The sequence below is a fragment of the Bradyrhizobium sp. AUGA SZCCT0222 genome, from assembly GCF_018130205.1.
Taxonomy (GTDB): Bacteria; Pseudomonadota; Alphaproteobacteria; order Rhizobiales; family Xanthobacteraceae; genus Bradyrhizobium.
In genome coordinates, this window is sequence record NZ_JAFCLX010000008.1 from 106,360 (window position 1) to 122,518 (window position 16,159).

Sequence of the window (16,159 nt, forward strand, 5' to 3'; positions counted from 1 at the left end):
CCAGTTCAGGGGGAGGCGTCCATGGAGAGGCCCAGGACGGCGAGGGGCCGATCGGTAATCTCTCCATGACGTCTTCTTCTATCGGATCCAGACGATGGCGTATTTCGCGCGACTCTCGCAATTTACAAAAAGAAACGATGCCGTTTGCATTGGCGAGTTGACGGCTCTTACTCAGGTGGCGGTCTACGTGAAGCAACCGATGAAATATTGAAGGCGGAAATGCCGCGGCCGCTCCTAATTATTCTCCCGGCGCAAGATGGAGTGTCGCGGCCATCGCCGCCAAGTCGACGAGAGAGTCGGCCTTCATCTTTTGCATTACCCTGCCTCGATGGGCTTTCACCGTGATCTCGCTGATGCCGAGCTCAAACGCGACCTGCTTGTTTAATTGTCCAGTCACGACCAAGGCCATGACCTCCCGCTCTCGGCGGCTAAGTGACGCGTAACGGTCCCGGATCATTCGCACCTTCGCGCCGTGATCAAGGACGCCGCGGCTGCGCTCGAGCGCGTGTCGAATAGCGTTCAGCAGCACCTCGTCGCTGAATGGCTTCATCAGGAACTCAACCGCTCCCGCCTTCATTGCCTGGACGGTCATGGGCACGTCGCCGTGACCCGTAATGAAAATGATTGGCATATCAATCCGGTCGGCAGCGATGCGCTTTTGCAGGTCGAGGCCGTTGAGGCCCGGAAGGCTGACGTCCAGCACCAGGCAGTTCGGGACGACAGCCGGGGCGCGCGACAGAAACTCCTGCGCCGATACGAATGTCTCCGGCTCCCAACCCGCAAATCGAATCAATGCTTCCAACGATTCGCGAACGGATATGTCATCGTCGACAACGAACACAATTGGCGTGGCGAGTGACATGAGTACCGACCCCGAGCTATGGCCAGGCGCACTGAATAATTTCATTAGATTCCCTCCCGTGCAATAGTATGCCCTGCCGCTATTTCGTTCCAAGCGCGGCGTTGATTGCCTCCCGGAGAGCCGTGTCGCTGAAGGGCTTGGACAAGCATTCGGTGGCGCCTCGCTCGAGTAATTGCGGACGGATGGCTTCGCATTCCTGGGCGGTAATGAAGACGATCGGTATTTTCTTCTGACGTTGCAGTAACTCCTGTTGCACGGCAGGCCCGCTCATGCCGGGCATTGCGATGTCCAGGATCAGGCACGCCGTCTCGGAGACGTATTGAGACGCGAGGAACTCTTCGCCCGAAGAGAACGTCTGCACGGAGAGGCCGAATTCCTTCAGCAGATCTGGCAACGACTCGCGGACCGACTCGTCGTCGTCGACGACCGATACAAGCGGGCGCTTGGTAATCACGAGTTCCTCATAACGCACTGCGTATCTGCCGCCATCGTTGCCGGTCACCATCACGGACTCTGCGCCAATCTACGGGTCAAGGTCGATCATACCTTGGTGTCGGTTTGGGGGGGCTTCATTGAAGGCCCCCAATCGCATTCCAGGTCCTCAGACCGGAGAACTCGTAGCGGGACCGCCTCCGCTGCCTCGGTAACCGTCTCGAAGGAACGCCGGCGATTGGGCTGGGTACGTTCTCCAAGCGCAGGGATGCCGGCACAGCACGGACTACCGAAAAGTATCGACGACACCATGGTGTAATAGATTCGCGTGTGCGCTTCCCGCATCGTGCGATCGCAAGCGAAAGTCGATCAAGGTGAGAAAAGGTCAGTTCAGTTCAAGATTCAGGCTAATCGCACAAACCCACAAATTATTCAGGATTACGCTATGCGGGCGATCCGATTACAAAATGAAGTCGCGGACGTTGTTGCGTCCAGTGAGCCGATGAAGACGAGCGAGTATCTCCTGGTTCGCGAGCTCGCACATCGAATCAACAATGAGTACGCCTCCCTTATTGGAGTTTCGTCAAGGATGGCCTCGCGCTCGAGCAGCGATGAGGTGAAGGCGGCGTTGCTCGAAGTGATAAATCTCTTGCATAATTATGCCGACATGCATCGGGCCCTTCAAATTCCGACATACAGTTCAGGTGTCGATGCATCCAAGTACATCCGTACACTTTGCCAATCGATCAAGCGTGCCGTCCTGGATCGACGAGGGATCGAGATGGTGCTGTCCGAGTCTGCTCTCCATCTGGACGCCGAGAAATGCTGGAAGCTTGGTATGATTATCTCCGAGTTGATCACAAATTCTGCTCGGCACGCTTTCGGCGACCGAGGAGGAACAATTAGAATCGAATTGTCGAGCTTCGGACCATTTGCGCAATGCAGCTTCATGGACAATGGGTCGTCAAGGCATTCATCTACCCCGGGTCAAGGATTGAAAATCATGGCGGCCCTAGCGAGCGGGTTGAATGGAGAGATCGTTCATCGATTTGGGGCGGAGGGCGCCACTTCAGTACTTATATTTCCGATCGACGATAACACTCTGCAGACGCGCAGCGATCTGCAGTTGGATGGCTGTGATTGGATTGCTGCAAACGCCGAGGCAGCCGGCGCCACTGCGTCTGCGAAACAAGTTTCAGATACAGCCAGTACTAAATGATTCTCGGGGGGGCGTTTCGGCAATCAGACGCGCGGGCAGCCGGTAATGGGCCGCGCAGCTCACGCCGCAATTCGATGGAAGAAAAAGATGTCCTGCCAGACGGTTAGGGTCAGACCTGATATCCAGCGAGCCGCAACCCATCGCGCGTTACAGGCTGCGGAAGGGCATCACATAACGCGTCGAGGCCTTTATGAGGAGCGAGTTTGGCGTTGCCCGGGTGCTATCGACGAACGGCCGCGCGAACAGGACATTCTGATATCGCGCTGGATCGATCGCAGGAGCCTTCGTCGTTGCGAGAATGCGGTGTCGCCCACCGAGCGGTATGTTATTGGCGTTGCGTTGAAGACAACGCGTCTCAAGTTCATGAGAGGTCCACATACTATATATGACGGCATTATGCCTGCCGGGACGCTGCACGTCACCGGTCCGGGTCAGTTATTGACCGCCGAGTTTTTTGAGCCATGCGACTTCATCCATTTCCACGTATTGAGCGGCTATCTTCGAGACCGCCAAAATGCAGCGGGGGTTGAGCCAACAAAGGCGACGTCGAACCCGAATGACCTTATTATTCGCGATCCCCTAGCGGATTTGCTGGGCCGCACGTTGGTCGAGGACAACAATACGAGCGATGAGTGTTATGTTGATAGCGTAGGCCAAACGCTTGTAATGCATATAGCTCGAATGGAATTGTCGCCGCCAACGACAAATGTGCTACCCAAGTGGCGACTGAAGCGCGTGCAGGACTATGTTGAGGCGCACTCTGACAAGGCCTTGACTCTCGCGGATCTTGCCGCGGTTGCTGGATTGTCGCGGATGTATTTCGCTGGACAGTTTCGAGCCGCGACCGGATTGCGTCCCCACGATTATCTGCTCCATCAACGCATCGAACGCGCGAAGTCCATACTATTAGGCACGGATATGGGGCTGGCAGAGGTGGCGCTTACGGTCGGTTTCCAGGCTCAATCTCATTTCTCGACCGTCTTCAAACGCCTCACTGGCCAAAGCCCAGCGCGCTGGCGGCTTGTTGTTAGGAGCGAACGCCAAATTCCCGCCGCGCCCGTGTCCCGGGAAGAACCGGGGCGGCCCCAAAGTGCCACGTGCTCTCCATCTTGGTCCGGCGTCTGAATGATTTCGGATTTGAGTATCGACCCCCGCCGAGTGGCCTACACCCGCGGGGCAATGGCTAGGTGCAGCATCTTATCTATTTCCTCGGGGACGCGTATCGCCTGTGCTATTGCCGGAGTACCCACGCAACGTGGGCGCAATAGTCTGCGGTTTGGCATAGCCGGGTGATGGCGCCGGAATTTGTGGGCCGGCGCGCAAATCGTGCCAGGCCTCCGTCCACCTCCTCCGATCGGAACTGGCGTTCGGACTGACCGGCTTAGGCCGCGGATTTGTCGGCAGGCACGGAGCGTCTGATTGCCGATACCAGCTCGGCCGTCGTCAAAATCTCATGAGCAAAGGTCGGGCCGTCGATGTTGAGTGCAGCATGCAGGGCTTCATGCGAGCGGGCCGCTGTGCCGTCTCGAACCAGCGTGACGTGGAAGCCGAGTTCCATTCCGACGCGTGCTGTGGCTTCAAGGCAGGTGTTCGCAAGCAGGCCTGTGCAGATGATCTTTTCCTTGCCGTACCGCTTGAGCTTGTGTTCGAGGTCTGTATTCGGAAAACCGCTTGATGCCCAGTGTTCGGTGGCAATGATGTCGCCCGGCTGAACCTGGAAGTCGTCATGCAACGTCCCACCCCAAGTGTCCTTCGCAAAGGCCTGGCGCTCTGCCGCGCCGAGCTGATAGGGAGAGGGGTATTTCCAGTCCACATAGTCGCCTGGTTCCCAGCGATGATGCGGAACGTGATAAATTGCGATTTCCGCCTCGCGGGCTGCCCGTACGATCGTGCGAAGATTGTCGAGCAGGTTGACCTCCTCGGCGATGTCCTTGACCCACGGCCAGAGTTTCCCGCCTGCGCTCAGGAAGTCGTTGTAGAAGTCGATGCACAGCAGCGCGGTAATCTTCGGGTCGTAAGTGGGCGTCATCGAACTCTCCTTGCTTAACCAAGACAATGGTAACTTCGCCTATGCGGCATTCTCCGCCTTGACGGCAGCAGCGGGCGGCGTACGGAACGCAATCGACAAGCGATTGAACACGTTAATCAAGCTGATTGCGTATGTTAGATCTGCAAGATCTTTGTCGCGGAATACGGCCTTGGCCGCTTGGTAGTCAGCATCGGGAATGTTGGTTTCGGCCACGCGGGTTACGGTTTCCGCCCAAGCAAGCGCGGCGCATTCGCGGGCACTGAAAAGCGCGCCGGCGTCCCGCCAAACCGGTACGAGTACGAGCTTGTCTACGGTAACGCCGAGCTTGAGGAGGTCGCGGGAATGCATGTCGATGCAGAATGCGCAGCCGTTTATATGCGAAACCCGCAGGTAGACGAGATTGACGAGTTCTTTCTCGAGGCTGCTGTTTTGAAGATGAACGTACACGCCGCCGAAAGCTTTGTATCCTGCGGGCGAAGCCTTGGCGTAGTCGATGCGATTGCTCATGATGACTCCCTGGATTGACGGTTTCGATAGCGCCTGAACGGTCTTTGACGACGACTGCAAGCGCAGAAGGCGTTCGCTCTGGCGCTTCAAAGGAAATGGTCGTCCATCACGAGACGTCCATTGTCCTTTGGTGTCGGAGCGCCGGCAGCATCGAGCATCTTCGCGGATGGCGCTCTTGCCGGCTGGCCTCACCTGTACGGATTAGCGGCGCTGAATTGGTTCGCGCAAACCGATCCCAAGGTATCGGCGACACCTAGGTCTGATAGAGCGGTCTCGAATTTGCTGTCATCAGGGTGCGAGGATAACGGGCTCTCGCGAGCCCGCATCGCAGCCACGCCGACCATGTTGCGCGGCTGCTTGATCCTGGTGCAGCAAGGAGAGAGCCATGAGAGAATTCAAGCTACTTATCGACGGCAAACTGGTGTCGGGCGCCGCAAGGCTTGATGTCATCAATCCCGCGACCGAGGAAGTGCTGGCGGAGGCCCCGCGCGCCGATCGTGCGCAGCTTGACGAAGCGGTCGCGGCCGCCAAGACAGCGTTCCCCGCCTGGTCGGCCAAGCCGGTTCGCGAGCGTGGTGCGCTGTTGGTCAGGTTAGCCGACGCGCTCGAAGCAAGAAAGGATGAGTTCGCGCGGTTGTTGACTCAAGAGCAAGGTAAGCCGCTTTCTGAGGCGCACTGGGAGATCGGCTTTACCGTCGGTATTATTCGTTACCACGCAACGCTCGACCTGCCGTTCGAAGTCTTGAAGGACGACGCTACGAGGAAAATCGTACGGCAGCACACCCCGCTTGGCGTGGTTGCGGCGATAGTGCCGTGGAATTTCCCGATGCTCCTTCTCGTCATCAAGGTGGCGCCGGCGCTGCTGGCCGGCGACACCCTGGTCGCGAAACCGGCGCCAACGACACCTCTAACGACGCTGCTGTTCGGGGAGGTCTGCGGCGAGATCTTGCCCGCCGGCGTGTTTAACGTCATCGTCGACCAAAATGATCTGGGTGATGCGCTCTCGAGCCACGTTGACGTGGCCAAGGTCACCTTCACTGGCTCGACCGCGACCGGCAAGAAGGTGATGGGCAGTGTGACTGGCACGTTAAAGCGGCTTACCCTGGAACTGGGCGGTAACGACGCCGCGATTGTGCTCGATGACGTCGATCCGATCGAGGTGGCCCCCAAGGTGTTCGGCGCCGCCATGATGAACGCCGGACAAATCTGCCTCGGGGCCAAGCGGATCTACGTGCACGATTCGCAGTACGAGCAGATTTGCGATGAACTGGGACGCCTGGCGCGCGAGTCAGTGGTCGATGATGGGCTGAAGCAGGGGACGCAGATGGGTCCGCTGCAGAACAAGGCGCAGTTCGAGAAGGTTAAGGGCTTTCTCGAGGATGCAAGGCGGAACGGCAAGATCGTGGCGGGGGGCGAGGTGCTCAACCGCAAGGGCTACTTCATCCGGCCAACGATTGTCCGGGATATCCCCGACGATGCGCGGCTGGTGAGCGAGGAACAGTTTGGCCCTGTTGTTCCGGTGCTGCGCTATTCTGACATCGACGACGCGATCGCGCGTGCCAACGACTCGGAATATGGGCTCGGTGGAACGGTATGGGCAAAGGATCTCGATCGGGCGTTCCGCGTCGCAGCCAGGATTGATTCAGGCATTGTCTGGATCAACACGTTTCTTGATGTGTCGCCCGATATTTCCTTTGGTGCCGCCAAGCAATCGGGTATCGGCACCCAGCTGGGTCCGGAAGGGCTTGAAGAATTCACCCAGGTCAAGACCATCACGATGCTGAAGTAGCGGGCGCTTGGCACGTGGGAAGGTTTAACCTTCGCACGTGCCGCAATGGGAGAGTCGATCAGGGTTGAGAGTCGGGGGCGAGGGCAAGCTGGACAGAGCCGATCGCGGCGAAATCATCGTTCATGATTGAAGCGTCGCATCTAGTGTTATTGTGGCATTGAGCAGCTTTGACACAGGACAACCGATCTTTGCCTTGCCGGAGAGATCTTCGAAGGTGCTTTGGTCGATGCCGGGAATTTTGGCCTTCAATGTCAAATGTACTGCGGTGATAGCGAAACCATCGGCGACTTTTTCGAGCGTGACCTCGGCCGTGGTATCCATCTGGTCTGCTACAAAATTTGCCTCACCCAGGATCAGCGAAAGTGCCATGGTAAAGCAACCGGCGTGGGCCGCCCCAATCAGTTCTTCCGGGTTGGTGCCGGGCTTCCCTTCAAATCGACTGCCGAAGCCGTAAGGGTATCTTGTCAGCGCGCCGCTCTTGGTCGAGATAGCGCCCTTGCCGTCCTTAATGCCGCCGTTCCAGCTTGCTGTGCCCTGCGTTTTCATCAGATTCTCCTACCTTTTGTCTATTAACGCTACTGTTCATGACGCTTGAAGAGATGTTTTTCACTAAGTTTCAGATCATTCCCATTCAGCCATAGGCGCCGTCTTTCTAATCTGACCCCCCTTGCGTAATCGCACGCGGGCATAATTGGTGCGCTTGCTACTGAGGCACAGTTCCTATTGCTCTTGGAATTGGGTTGCGGATCACCGTCGTAGGAAACCACGCCGTGCGGTCTCAAACAAATCGAAGACGTAGATCGTCCCTCTGCAGTGACACCATGCGGCGGATCCGCTGACTTTCAGCTTTGACAGCCGTGCATTCCGGAAAAGCATCTGCCTCTTTCGAAAGATGCAGCGCGTCATGGGTGTCATTCTGCGTCTAACACGCCGGCTTGATTATGAAGGAAGACACCCAATGGACTCAAAATTTGCTCAGATTATGCCCGTGGTCGCCGCGTACCTCATCGGGAGCGCAAACATCGCACTCGCTGATACCAGCGACGTCAAGGGCCCAGCGCCGGTGATTGTGGCAAAATCCGGCAAGCACTGCAAAGATGATCCAAATTGCTTTAACCGGATTCATTATGCGGTCAAGCCAGTCGCTCGCGTGAAGCCCGGTCAGAAATTCATACTCGAGACGCGCGATGGTTTGGATTCGGAGCTCGACTTCAATTCGACGTCGGCGGATGTGGCGGCGATCAATTTGAATCTTTGTCATCCACTGACCGGGCCAGTTTACATCGAAGGGACGAAGCGTGGTGACGCCATTGCGATAACCGTGGTGGACATCGCGCCCGACGAGTTTGGTTCCACCACTATCGTGCCGGGATTTGGGTTCCTGCGAGATTTGTTTCCCGATCCTTACATCGTCCGCTGGGAGCTGAATCGGCTTGAAGCTCGCTCGAAAGACATGCCGGGAATTGCGATTCCCAACAACGCCTTTATGGGCACCATTGGAGTGCTCCCGGACAAATCAGAGCTCGACAAATGGCTGAAGCGGGAGCAAGCGCTGGCTGATGCGGGTGGCGCGGTGCTGACGCCCCAGCCGGTGGACGCCCTGCCATTGGACCTTTGCGGCGTCGATGGCACAGCGAAGGCCGAATGCGTGCGGACCGTTCCGCCGCGTGAGAATGGCGGTAACGTCGATGCCAAGGAGACCGTCGTCGGTACTACGGTGCTGTTGCCTTGCTTCATTGATGGATGCGGGCTCTTCGCCGGTGATGTGCATTACGCCATGGGAGGCGGCGAGGTGGCCGGCACGACCATCGAGACGGGCGCCAAGGTGACGCTTCAGGCCAGGGTGATCCCGGGTGGGGCTCCACTCATCTCAACCATGCACTTCGAAGGCGGCTCGCAGCTCAAGAAGCTCGCCCCGTCGAGTTTTTACGCGGTCACGGGACTTCCGCTCAAGCCCGAAGGCGAGGTGCCGTTGTATTCGACCTACCTTGGCGGACAGAAAATTGCCCCGCTCGCTAACCTCTCTGAAGACCTCACCCTGGCGGCTCGAAACGCCACCATCAATATGATCGATTTTCTGGTCAAGACGAAGGGGCTGACCCGCGAGCAGGCCTACGTGCTAGTCAGTGTGGCCGTCGATCTCAACATCTCGCAAGTTGTTAATTTTCCGAACGTCGGTGTCACCGCGATCCTGAATCGCGACGTATTCAAGCCGGAACAGTAACGGAGGCGACAATGAAGCGACGTGACCTGCTAACATTTGGCGTGAGTGCCGCGGCGTTTTTTCTCGCCGGGCAAAGTCCGGCTATCGCCGATCTAGAGCCGGACGGTATGTGGTCGATCTATCGGCGCTATCGCCTTCTGATTGTCGGCCAGCGCGACGATGAAATCGCCAATGCCTTCGCCAGGGCGGTTGTCGATGTGCTGGCTCGCTCTCTGCCCACCTCACGCGCCCAGCTGGCCCGCGCAGTGGACACCCGACGCGTTGGCGTGCTCATTGGCACGCAGCAACAGGACGTCGCTATCATGGCAGCGGAGAGCGCCGAGGCCCTCTTTCTCGCCAAGCCGCCCTTCGATGATATCCGCAACGTCCCGTTAAGGCTCATTGTCTCATTCGGGAGCCACGTCCTGGTGTGCCGGCCGGATTTCCTGGCCGGCCATGCCTATCTCCTCGCGCAGACGCTAGCTGAGCAAAAGGACGCGTTGCCCGCACCCGCAGGTGCCCCTGACGGAATTGTTCCGGCTCACCGAGGATCGTACGCGTTCTTCGCCGGCGAAGGGGCGCCCAATGATTGATGACATAGTCATGGTGTCAGCGTGCCGCAAACCTTTACGCCCGTCCAAATTTCTGCCGTGCATGCCGGAAAAAATGGCCACCTTGGTGGAAGATGGGGTCCAGCGTCGTAACTACTGATGTAAGTCATGAGATTGTAGAACGTGATGGCGTTCTGATTGGACCAGAACAGATGGAACTCTGCAGGACCACTTTGGGCACCTTACCAAAATCACCTCATTTTGTCGAACAACAGGTTTGAGTGGTGCCACATGTGGAGACGCCAGACACGTGGAACGGCGAGGGGATGTTGTGAAACTGCGCACGGTCATCTGGGGTATCGTGATGGTGGCCGTCTGCTGCGCGCTTGTCGCGGAAATATCGAGCAGCCGCCGATCTCGGATCGGATCAAGGCACTTGCGGCAAAGGGTGCTCGTGCTGTGGTGACGGAGGGCCGCCAAACTTGGCTATCAAGAAGGGCGTAGCGACTTAATCGGACCGCCTCGACGAACTGGGGTCGCTACACGGAAAGCTGTCTTGTAGGGCAACGTCGAGCCAATAGTCCTCCGCGGAAACCTGCTTGCTGTTGGAGGCCGCGCGCTGCGTTGCGGAGGGTGGATGCTTATCGACATTCCTTTGCTGAGCAGACATCGTCATCGCCCTTCTGGCCTATCTAATCGGGCCATTGTGATCCAAGAATGATGCTGCAAAAATTCATCCTTCTGTATGTCGGATCTTTGAGGGCAAGCACGTCGGCCTTGACGTTTCCGAAGGTCGTCAAGGGCTTTCGTATGATACCGTTGGCGAAGTGATCGATTATGTTTTCTTTGAAATTCGCCTCGCGCGGATGACATGCGCAAACCTGATGGCGATGTTCCTGGGAAAAATCGTCGTATGCGATGCCGAGCACGTCCATCTCAACGCCGGCTGTCACCAGTGCAATGGTGGGGCGCATATGCTGAGGAATGCCCGGTGTGGTGTGGAGCGCGATTGCGATCCACACGTCTTCGATATCGCGCTCGGGCACGCCATAGGATTTGAGGAAATCGCGCGCGGTGTTGGCGCCGTCGACCTCGAAGCGCTGATCGGTGCTTGAATAGCGCTCGGTCAAACCCATGTCATGGAACATTGCGCCCATGTAAAGCAGTTCGGGGTCGTATTTCAGGCCGCGCCGCTCGCCGGTCAATGCGGCCCAGAAAAACACCCGCCGGCTATGATTGTAGAGCAAGTCGTCCTCGGTATCTCGGACGAGCTCGGTGGCGGCGTTGACGATGGCGCTGCCAGGCACTGGAATTCCAGCGATGATTTGGGACATTTCGAAGCTCGCTTTTGTCAAGCCTGCAATGAGCAGTTGTGGGTTACATGGAAGATGGAGAACCGGACGGAAGACTCGCGGATTCCCATGGGACCGTGAATCGAAAAAAGGGGGCCGTCCGAGGGACAGGGAATGGGACGGCCCCGGGGCTCGGTTGTCCGGGGGAAACAATACGAGCCCGATCAAGTCATCGTGGGAAGCTCAAGGTCCTTCAGTGGTTCAACGAAAGTCAGAATGACAAATGCAGCGGAAAAAATCTTTCGTGGGGGCACGACGTTTTCACTTTCGCCGGAGGACTTTGCGGTCGAGCACGCTTGTAGTATTGGCTCTCCTTGTCGGCTACATACGTCACTAGCTTCTTCAATCGTACTTGGAGAGGCCAAAAATGGATGAATTGCTCAGGTGGCTTTCGGGCCAGCACCACGGATTGCACACGTTCCGAACGTTCCAGCTCAGGCTTGCAGAGCTGTGCAAGGATGAACCGGAGCAGAAAGCTTTGTCCGGTCTGCTGAACCGGCTCCTTGATAACTATGTCGAGGAGTTTGACGAAGAACCTTTACCAGTTGCGGTGGCAGACCAAGCCTATGATCGCCTCTTGAAGCTACTAACAAGTCTCGATCTGCGAGCTAACGCGGACCGACGATTGGCTGATCTCAATCGTGTTGCTTCTAGTGACCTCTGGCAGTGACCGGATAAGATGGACCGTGTGGCGGTTCTGCCCATTGCATTTTCACTTGGCGCTGCTCGTGCGTTCGGTCGCACTTTTGGTGGCCGCGCTTATGCTATTCTCAATCTCACGACGACGAACCTGCTTCGATGACTGAGCATTGATGGTGTTTTGAGCGGCTCTTTACGTTCGATTTTGCAATACGAGTGGGCATTTGAAAGATAGATGACGGTGGTCGTCTTACGTTCATCACAGATCGCGCCTGGCCGTAATGTCGGGCAAACCAACGGATCTGTCGTATGGCATGGGCTCTACTTGGCATCGCAGGCATTCTCGAAATCGCCTTCGCCCTCTGCATGAAGTGGTCTGACGGCTTTACGCGATTGATGCCTGGGCTGTTTACGGCCGTAGCCGGTCTGTCGAGCGTTTTTCTTCTTTCCCTCTCGCTCCGCACTTTGCCGTTGGGAACTGGCTATGCGGTTTGGACCGGTATCGGTGCCGCGGGGACCGCGATTCTGGGAATGGTGTTGCTGGGCGACCCAGTAGCGCCGACGAGGATACTCTGCATCGGTCTCATTTTGGCAGGCGTGATCGGACTTAGGCTGGTCTCCTGATACGGAGACCGCACGATGTTGACATCGAATGCTCGTGATCCCGGCTTTTTATAGCCGATGCGATTGCAGCCGTTCGACCAGCAGATTTCCGGTCCCCAGAATATGCTGGTTTAGCAGCTTGCATGCTCCCTCGACATCGCGCGCGGTGCACAAGTCCAGAATCTGCCGGTGCTCCCTCTGCGATTGATCGAGGTGGTGCGTTTCCTGCCATGTGAACCGCAGATAGCGTTCGAAGTTCAATCGCAGATTGGCAATCATTGCCAGCGTCCGGTCCTTGCGGGCAGGGGCGTAGAGCGTTTCGTGGAAACGAGCGTTCAGCGCAATGATGCGGTCGGTCGATTTGGCCTTGTCGAGCTCGGAAAGGATGCGCGCTGCCGTCTCCAGATCGGATTTCGACATCTGCGGAATGGCCCATGCAAGCGCTTTGGCTTCGATCAGGCTGCGCAGCTCGGTCATTTCTTCGGCCTCGTCAGCCGTCAAATGGGCGACGCTGACGCCACGGCGTGGCTCTGCCCTCAGGAAGCCCTCGGTGACCAACTGCCTGAACGCCTCCCGCACGATCATTTGACTGACACCGAAACGGGTAGCGATCGCGTCCTGCCGCAGGCGCTCGCCTCCCGGCAGGGTGCCGTGAAGGATCCCTTCGCGGAGCGCGGCGGTCACGACCGCCGATGCGGATCGGCTTTCGACGGCTTCGTTTGAGGCTGGTTTCGATGGTGATAGCAGCACGGTTTTCCTCTGGCAGTCGGGCGCACTGATTCTCGGCGCGCCGTTCCCGATCTTATGGCCTCCCGCCGAACAGCACGACAGCGCGGTTGGCGGAACCGATATGAAGGTATCATTGACACGCTAACGATAAGCGATTATCGCTAATATAGCAATCGTGGATTTGAGGAAAACATGACGCTGAGCCTCTCTGATTTCGACGCAGTGACCTTCGACGTTTACGGAACCTTGATCGATTGGGAGCCCGCCATTATCGGCTTCCTGCGCGATTGGGCGGACCGAAACTCCATTTCTCCGCGCGCGCAGGATCTGCTCATGGCGTTCGACTTGGCGCGAGCAGAGATCCAGAAGGAGCGTCCCGCGCACCTTTATCCCGACGTGCTGCGCCGCTGTTTCGATCGTATTTCGTCTGCCTTCGGCGTAGCTGTTGATTCGCGGGAGCGTGAGGCCTTTGCTGCCACGCCGCATCAATGGCCGGCCTATCCCGACAGTCATGCCGGCCTGAAGGCTCTGCAGGCGCAAGCCCGGGTCGGGGCGTTGAGCAACATCGACAATGCGTCGCTCGAAAGTTCATGCCGCGCACTTGGCTTTCGCTTCGATGTCATCGTGACGGCTGAACGCGTCGGGGCTTACAAGCCGGACATGCCGCACTTTGAGGCCGGCATCGCAGATCTCGCAGCAATCGGTATTCCCCGCGAACGCATTCTCCACGTCGGACAGAGCCTGCGGGCAGACATCACCCCCGCCAATCGATTGGGTTTGAAATGCGCCTGGATCAATCGTCCAGGCCGGCTGCTCGGCCTCTCTGGTGACGGCGCCGCCGAAGCGAAGCCGGACCTGACCGTTTCAAGTCTTCAGGAACTTGTCACCGCCATCACGGCGAACGGTCGGGCGGTCGCCTGATCACACCATAAACTCTTCGGAGACAAATCATGCGCAAGATATTGTTGACGGCAGCGGGCCTGCTCGCGGCGAATATCGCTGCTCAAGCCCAATCCAGCGACGCCATCCTCGATCGCATCAAGCAGAAAAAGCAGATTTCGATCGGTTACCGCGAAGCCTCCATTCCGTTCTCGTTCCTCAACGATGAACGCAAGCCCGTCGGATATGCACTCGACATCTGCACAAGGGTCGTCGACGCCGTGAAGCAGAAACTCGAACTGCCCGATCTCGCGGTCAACTTCGTCGCAGTCAATCCGCAGAACCGGATTGCCCTTGTCGCAAATGGCACGGTCGATATCGAATGCGGTTCGACCGTCAACACGATATCCCGGCAGTCGCAGGCCGACTTCAGCGCCGCGCATTTCATCTCCGCCACGCGCCTTCTGGTGAAAACAAGTTCCGGCCTTCAGGAGGTTGAGGATCTCGACGGCAAGGCGATTGCATTGCCGATCAACACTACACCGGAACGGCTGATCAAGAGGTTGATCGAAGAGAAGAAGCTGAAAGTGAAGATCGTGCCGGTGCGCGACAATTCGGAAGGCTTCCTCGCGTTGTCCACCGGGCGCGCCGATGCCTTTTCCACCGACGACATTTTGCTGTTTGGCCTGCGCAAATCCGCGCCCAATCCGTCCGACTACGAAGTGGTTGGCCGCCCGCTGTCGTTCGATCCCTATGGTCTGATGGTGCAGAAGAACAGCACCGTGTTCCTCAGCACCGTCAACGCGACGATCGCGCGGTTGATCCGTTCGGGCGAGATGCAGGCGCTGTATGCAAAATGGTTCACGCCGCTTTCGGTGGAACTGGCGCCGGATCTAGCCGCCGCCTTCAAGCTTGGGGCCACACCAGAATAGCAGCCTTGCTCATCGGAGCGCATGCCATGAACTATTCCTGGAACTGGTCGATCCTGATCCAACCGCCTTACCTTGGCTGGCTTGCCTCCGGCCTGGAATTGACGCTCGTGATCTCGATCTCGGCATGGATCATGGCCTTGATCGCCGGCACCCTGGTTGGGGTCGTCGGAACATTACCCCATCGTATTCCACGGATGCTGGCTGCAACCTATGTCGATATGTTTCGCAATATTCCCCTGCTGCTTCAGCTCTTTCTGTGGTTTTTTGTCGTCCCCGAATTGCTGCCCAGCAGATGGGGCTTTTGGCTGAAGCGCGATCTGCCGTTTCCAGAGTTATGGACATCGATGCTGGCGCTCGGCCTGTTCACCTCTGCCCGCGTCGCGGTTCAGGTCGGATCTGGCATCACGGCGGTGTCTAGCGGCCAGCGGATGGCCGCAGTCGCCAGCGGCATGAGCCCAGCGCAAACTTATCGGCTGGTCCTGTTGCCGCAGGCCTTCCGGATCGTGCTGCCGCCGCTGACGTCGGATTTTCTCACCGTTTTCAAGAATTCGGCGCTGGCGCTGACAATCGGGGTCTTCGAACTGACCGCGCAAAGCCGGCAAATCGAGAGTTTCACGTTTCAGGGATTTGAGGCCTTCACCGCCGCAACGATCGTCTATCTCGTGATCGCACTCCTGGTGACCTTCTTCATGCGCACGTTGGAACGACGGGTAGCCTTGCCGGATACCATGGGAGCCGCGTCATGACGGACCTTGATTTCGGCGTCATTCAACGTGCGTTGCCATTCCTGCTCGAAGGCCTTGCTCTCAGCTTCTTTCTGACTGCTGTCGCGATGCTCGGTGGCGTCATACTCGGGCTCGGGCTCGCCGTGATACGCCTGTCGCGCTGGAAGGCGCTATCCATCCTTGCTGCCGGCTATGTCAACGGCTTCCGGGCCATCCCGCTCGTGCTCGTGATCTTCTGGTTCTACTTTCTGGTGCCGCTGGCGCTCGGCCGATCCGTAAGCGCGCTGCAATCGGTCGTCATCGCCTTCGTGTTATTCGAGGCCGCCTACTATTCGGAGATATTTCGGGCCGGTCTCCAAAGCATCAGGCCTGGCCAGTGGCAGGCAGCCTATGCCTGCGGCCTCGGCTATTTCCAGACGCTGCGGCTTGTTGTTCTGCCGCAGGCGCTACGCAATATGCTGCCGCTGATGATCACGCAGGCGGTGGTGCTGTTTCAGGATACCTCGCTCGTCTACGTGATTTCGCTGCGCGACTTCATGACTTCCGCGAGCATTGTCGCCAACCGCGATAACCGGTTGATCGAAACCTACCTGTTCGCCGCTCTTGTCTATTTCGTCATTTGCTCAATCGGCGCGGCATCCGCAAGCCGGCTGAGCGCACGATGGAGGCCTGCATGACCAAAGCGCACATTCAAGCCTCTCGCACGCC

The 16,159-nt window shown here is 57.8% G+C and carries 18 protein-coding genes; 11 read left to right on the plus strand and 7 right to left on the minus strand.

The features are described from left to right. Nucleotides 1-238: 238 nt before the first annotated feature. On the minus strand, nucleotides 239-862 hold the full coding sequence (locus JQ629_RS09505) for a response regulator transcription factor (RefSeq protein ID WP_211995951.1): 624 nt from the start codon (nucleotides 860-862) through the stop codon (nucleotides 239-241). A gap of 79 nt (nucleotides 863-941) precedes the next feature. Beyond that, nucleotides 942-1,367 carry a response regulator gene (locus tag JQ629_RS09510; RefSeq protein ID WP_211995950.1) on the minus strand — a complete coding sequence of 142 codons (426 nt, stop codon included), beginning with the start codon at nucleotides 1,365-1,367 and terminating at the stop codon, nucleotides 942-944. A gap of 372 nt (nucleotides 1,368-1,739) precedes the next feature. Between JQ629_RS09510 and JQ629_RS09515 the strand changes: the two genes are divergently transcribed. Then, nucleotides 1,740-2,513, plus strand: a complete 774-nt coding sequence (locus JQ629_RS09515) for a histidine kinase dimerization/phosphoacceptor domain -containing protein (RefSeq protein WP_212412427.1) — start codon at nucleotides 1,740-1,742, stop codon at nucleotides 2,511-2,513. Between the two features lie 303 nt (nucleotides 2,514-2,816). Continuing rightward, nucleotides 2,817-3,638, plus strand: coding sequence for a helix-turn-helix domain-containing protein (locus JQ629_RS37710; RefSeq protein WP_212412428.1), 822 nt, complete (start codon nucleotides 2,817-2,819; stop codon nucleotides 3,636-3,638). Between the two features lie 256 nt (nucleotides 3,639-3,894). Here JQ629_RS37710 and JQ629_RS09525 read toward each other — a convergent pair whose 3' ends face one another. After that, entirely contained in the window at nucleotides 3,895-4,542 is a 648-nt protein-coding gene (locus JQ629_RS09525; protein WP_212412429.1) for a cysteine hydrolase family protein, read from the minus strand. A gap of 39 nt (nucleotides 4,543-4,581) precedes the next feature. After that, nucleotides 4,582-5,049, minus strand: coding sequence for a carboxymuconolactone decarboxylase family protein (locus JQ629_RS09530; RefSeq protein WP_211995946.1), 468 nt, complete (start codon nucleotides 5,047-5,049; stop codon nucleotides 4,582-4,584). A 385-nt stretch (nucleotides 5,050-5,434) separates the two neighbouring features. Here JQ629_RS09530 and JQ629_RS09535 point away from each other — a divergent pair, with 385 nt between their 5' ends. Further along, entirely contained in the window at nucleotides 5,435-6,838 is a 1,404-nt protein-coding gene (locus tag JQ629_RS09535) for an aldehyde dehydrogenase family protein (RefSeq protein WP_211995945.1), read from the plus strand. Between the two features lie 120 nt (nucleotides 6,839-6,958). On the opposite strand, the gene JQ629_RS09540 is transcribed toward JQ629_RS09535, so the two are convergent. Next, nucleotides 6,959-7,384: an OsmC family protein gene (locus tag JQ629_RS09540; RefSeq protein ID WP_211995944.1), complete on the minus strand. Its 426-nt coding sequence runs from the start codon at nucleotides 7,382-7,384 to the stop codon at nucleotides 6,959-6,961. A gap of 412 nt (nucleotides 7,385-7,796) precedes the next feature. On the opposite strand from JQ629_RS09540, the gene JQ629_RS09545 reads away from it, so the two are divergent. Beyond that, entirely contained in the window at nucleotides 7,797-9,062 is a 1,266-nt protein-coding gene (locus JQ629_RS09545; RefSeq protein ID WP_249134926.1) for an acetamidase/formamidase family protein, read from the plus strand. 11 nt (nucleotides 9,063-9,073) lie between these two features. Next, on the plus strand, nucleotides 9,074-9,634 hold the full coding sequence (locus tag JQ629_RS09550) for a hypothetical protein (RefSeq protein WP_212412430.1): 561 nt from the start codon (nucleotides 9,074-9,076) through the stop codon (nucleotides 9,632-9,634). Nucleotides 9,635-10,284: 650 nt separating this feature from the next. Here JQ629_RS09550 and JQ629_RS09555 read toward each other — a convergent pair. Then, entirely contained in the window at nucleotides 10,285-10,926 is a 642-nt protein-coding gene (locus JQ629_RS09555) for an HD domain-containing protein (RefSeq protein ID WP_212412431.1), read from the minus strand. Nucleotides 10,927-11,311: 385 nt separating this feature from the next. Here JQ629_RS09555 and JQ629_RS09560 point away from each other — a divergent pair, with 385 nt between their 5' ends. Both JQ629_RS09560 and JQ629_RS09565 read left to right on the plus strand, forming a co-directional pair. Beyond that, nucleotides 11,312-11,614, plus strand: coding sequence for a hypothetical protein (locus tag JQ629_RS09560; RefSeq protein ID WP_212037947.1), 303 nt, complete (start codon nucleotides 11,312-11,314; stop codon nucleotides 11,612-11,614). A 278-nt stretch (nucleotides 11,615-11,892) separates the two neighbouring features. Next, on the plus strand, nucleotides 11,893-12,207 hold the full coding sequence (locus JQ629_RS09565; protein ID WP_212037946.1) for a DMT family transporter: 315 nt from the start codon (nucleotides 11,893-11,895) through the stop codon (nucleotides 12,205-12,207). A gap of 48 nt (nucleotides 12,208-12,255) precedes the next feature. Here JQ629_RS09565 and JQ629_RS09570 read toward each other — a convergent pair whose 3' ends face one another. Further along, nucleotides 12,256-12,936 (minus strand): GntR family transcriptional regulator, encoded by a 681-nt coding sequence (locus JQ629_RS09570; protein WP_349631238.1) that lies wholly within the window; start codon nucleotides 12,934-12,936, stop codon nucleotides 12,256-12,258. 171 nt (nucleotides 12,937-13,107) lie between these two features. Between JQ629_RS09570 and JQ629_RS09575 the strand changes: the two genes are divergently transcribed. From JQ629_RS09575 to JQ629_RS09590, 4 genes are read left to right on the plus strand one after another with little or no spacing between them, the layout of a single operon-like run. After that, a complete protein-coding gene (locus JQ629_RS09575) occupies nucleotides 13,108-13,836 on the plus strand; it encodes an HAD-IA family hydrolase (RefSeq protein ID WP_212412432.1) in 729 nt (242 codons plus the stop codon). Nucleotides 13,837-13,865: 29 nt separating this feature from the next. Next, on the plus strand, nucleotides 13,866-14,726 hold the full coding sequence (locus JQ629_RS09580; RefSeq protein WP_212037944.1) for an amino acid ABC transporter substrate-binding protein: 861 nt from the start codon (nucleotides 13,866-13,868) through the stop codon (nucleotides 14,724-14,726). A 26-nt stretch (nucleotides 14,727-14,752) separates the two neighbouring features. Beyond that, nucleotides 14,753-15,472, plus strand: a complete 720-nt coding sequence (locus JQ629_RS09585) for an amino acid ABC transporter permease (protein WP_212412433.1) — start codon at nucleotides 14,753-14,755, stop codon at nucleotides 15,470-15,472. After that, nucleotides 15,469-16,128: an amino acid ABC transporter permease gene (locus JQ629_RS09590; protein WP_212412434.1), complete on the plus strand. Its 660-nt coding sequence runs from the start codon at nucleotides 15,469-15,471 to the stop codon at nucleotides 16,126-16,128. The genes JQ629_RS09585 and JQ629_RS09590 overlap by 4 nt, the downstream gene beginning before the upstream one ends. Nucleotides 16,129-16,159: the final 31 nt, after the last annotated feature.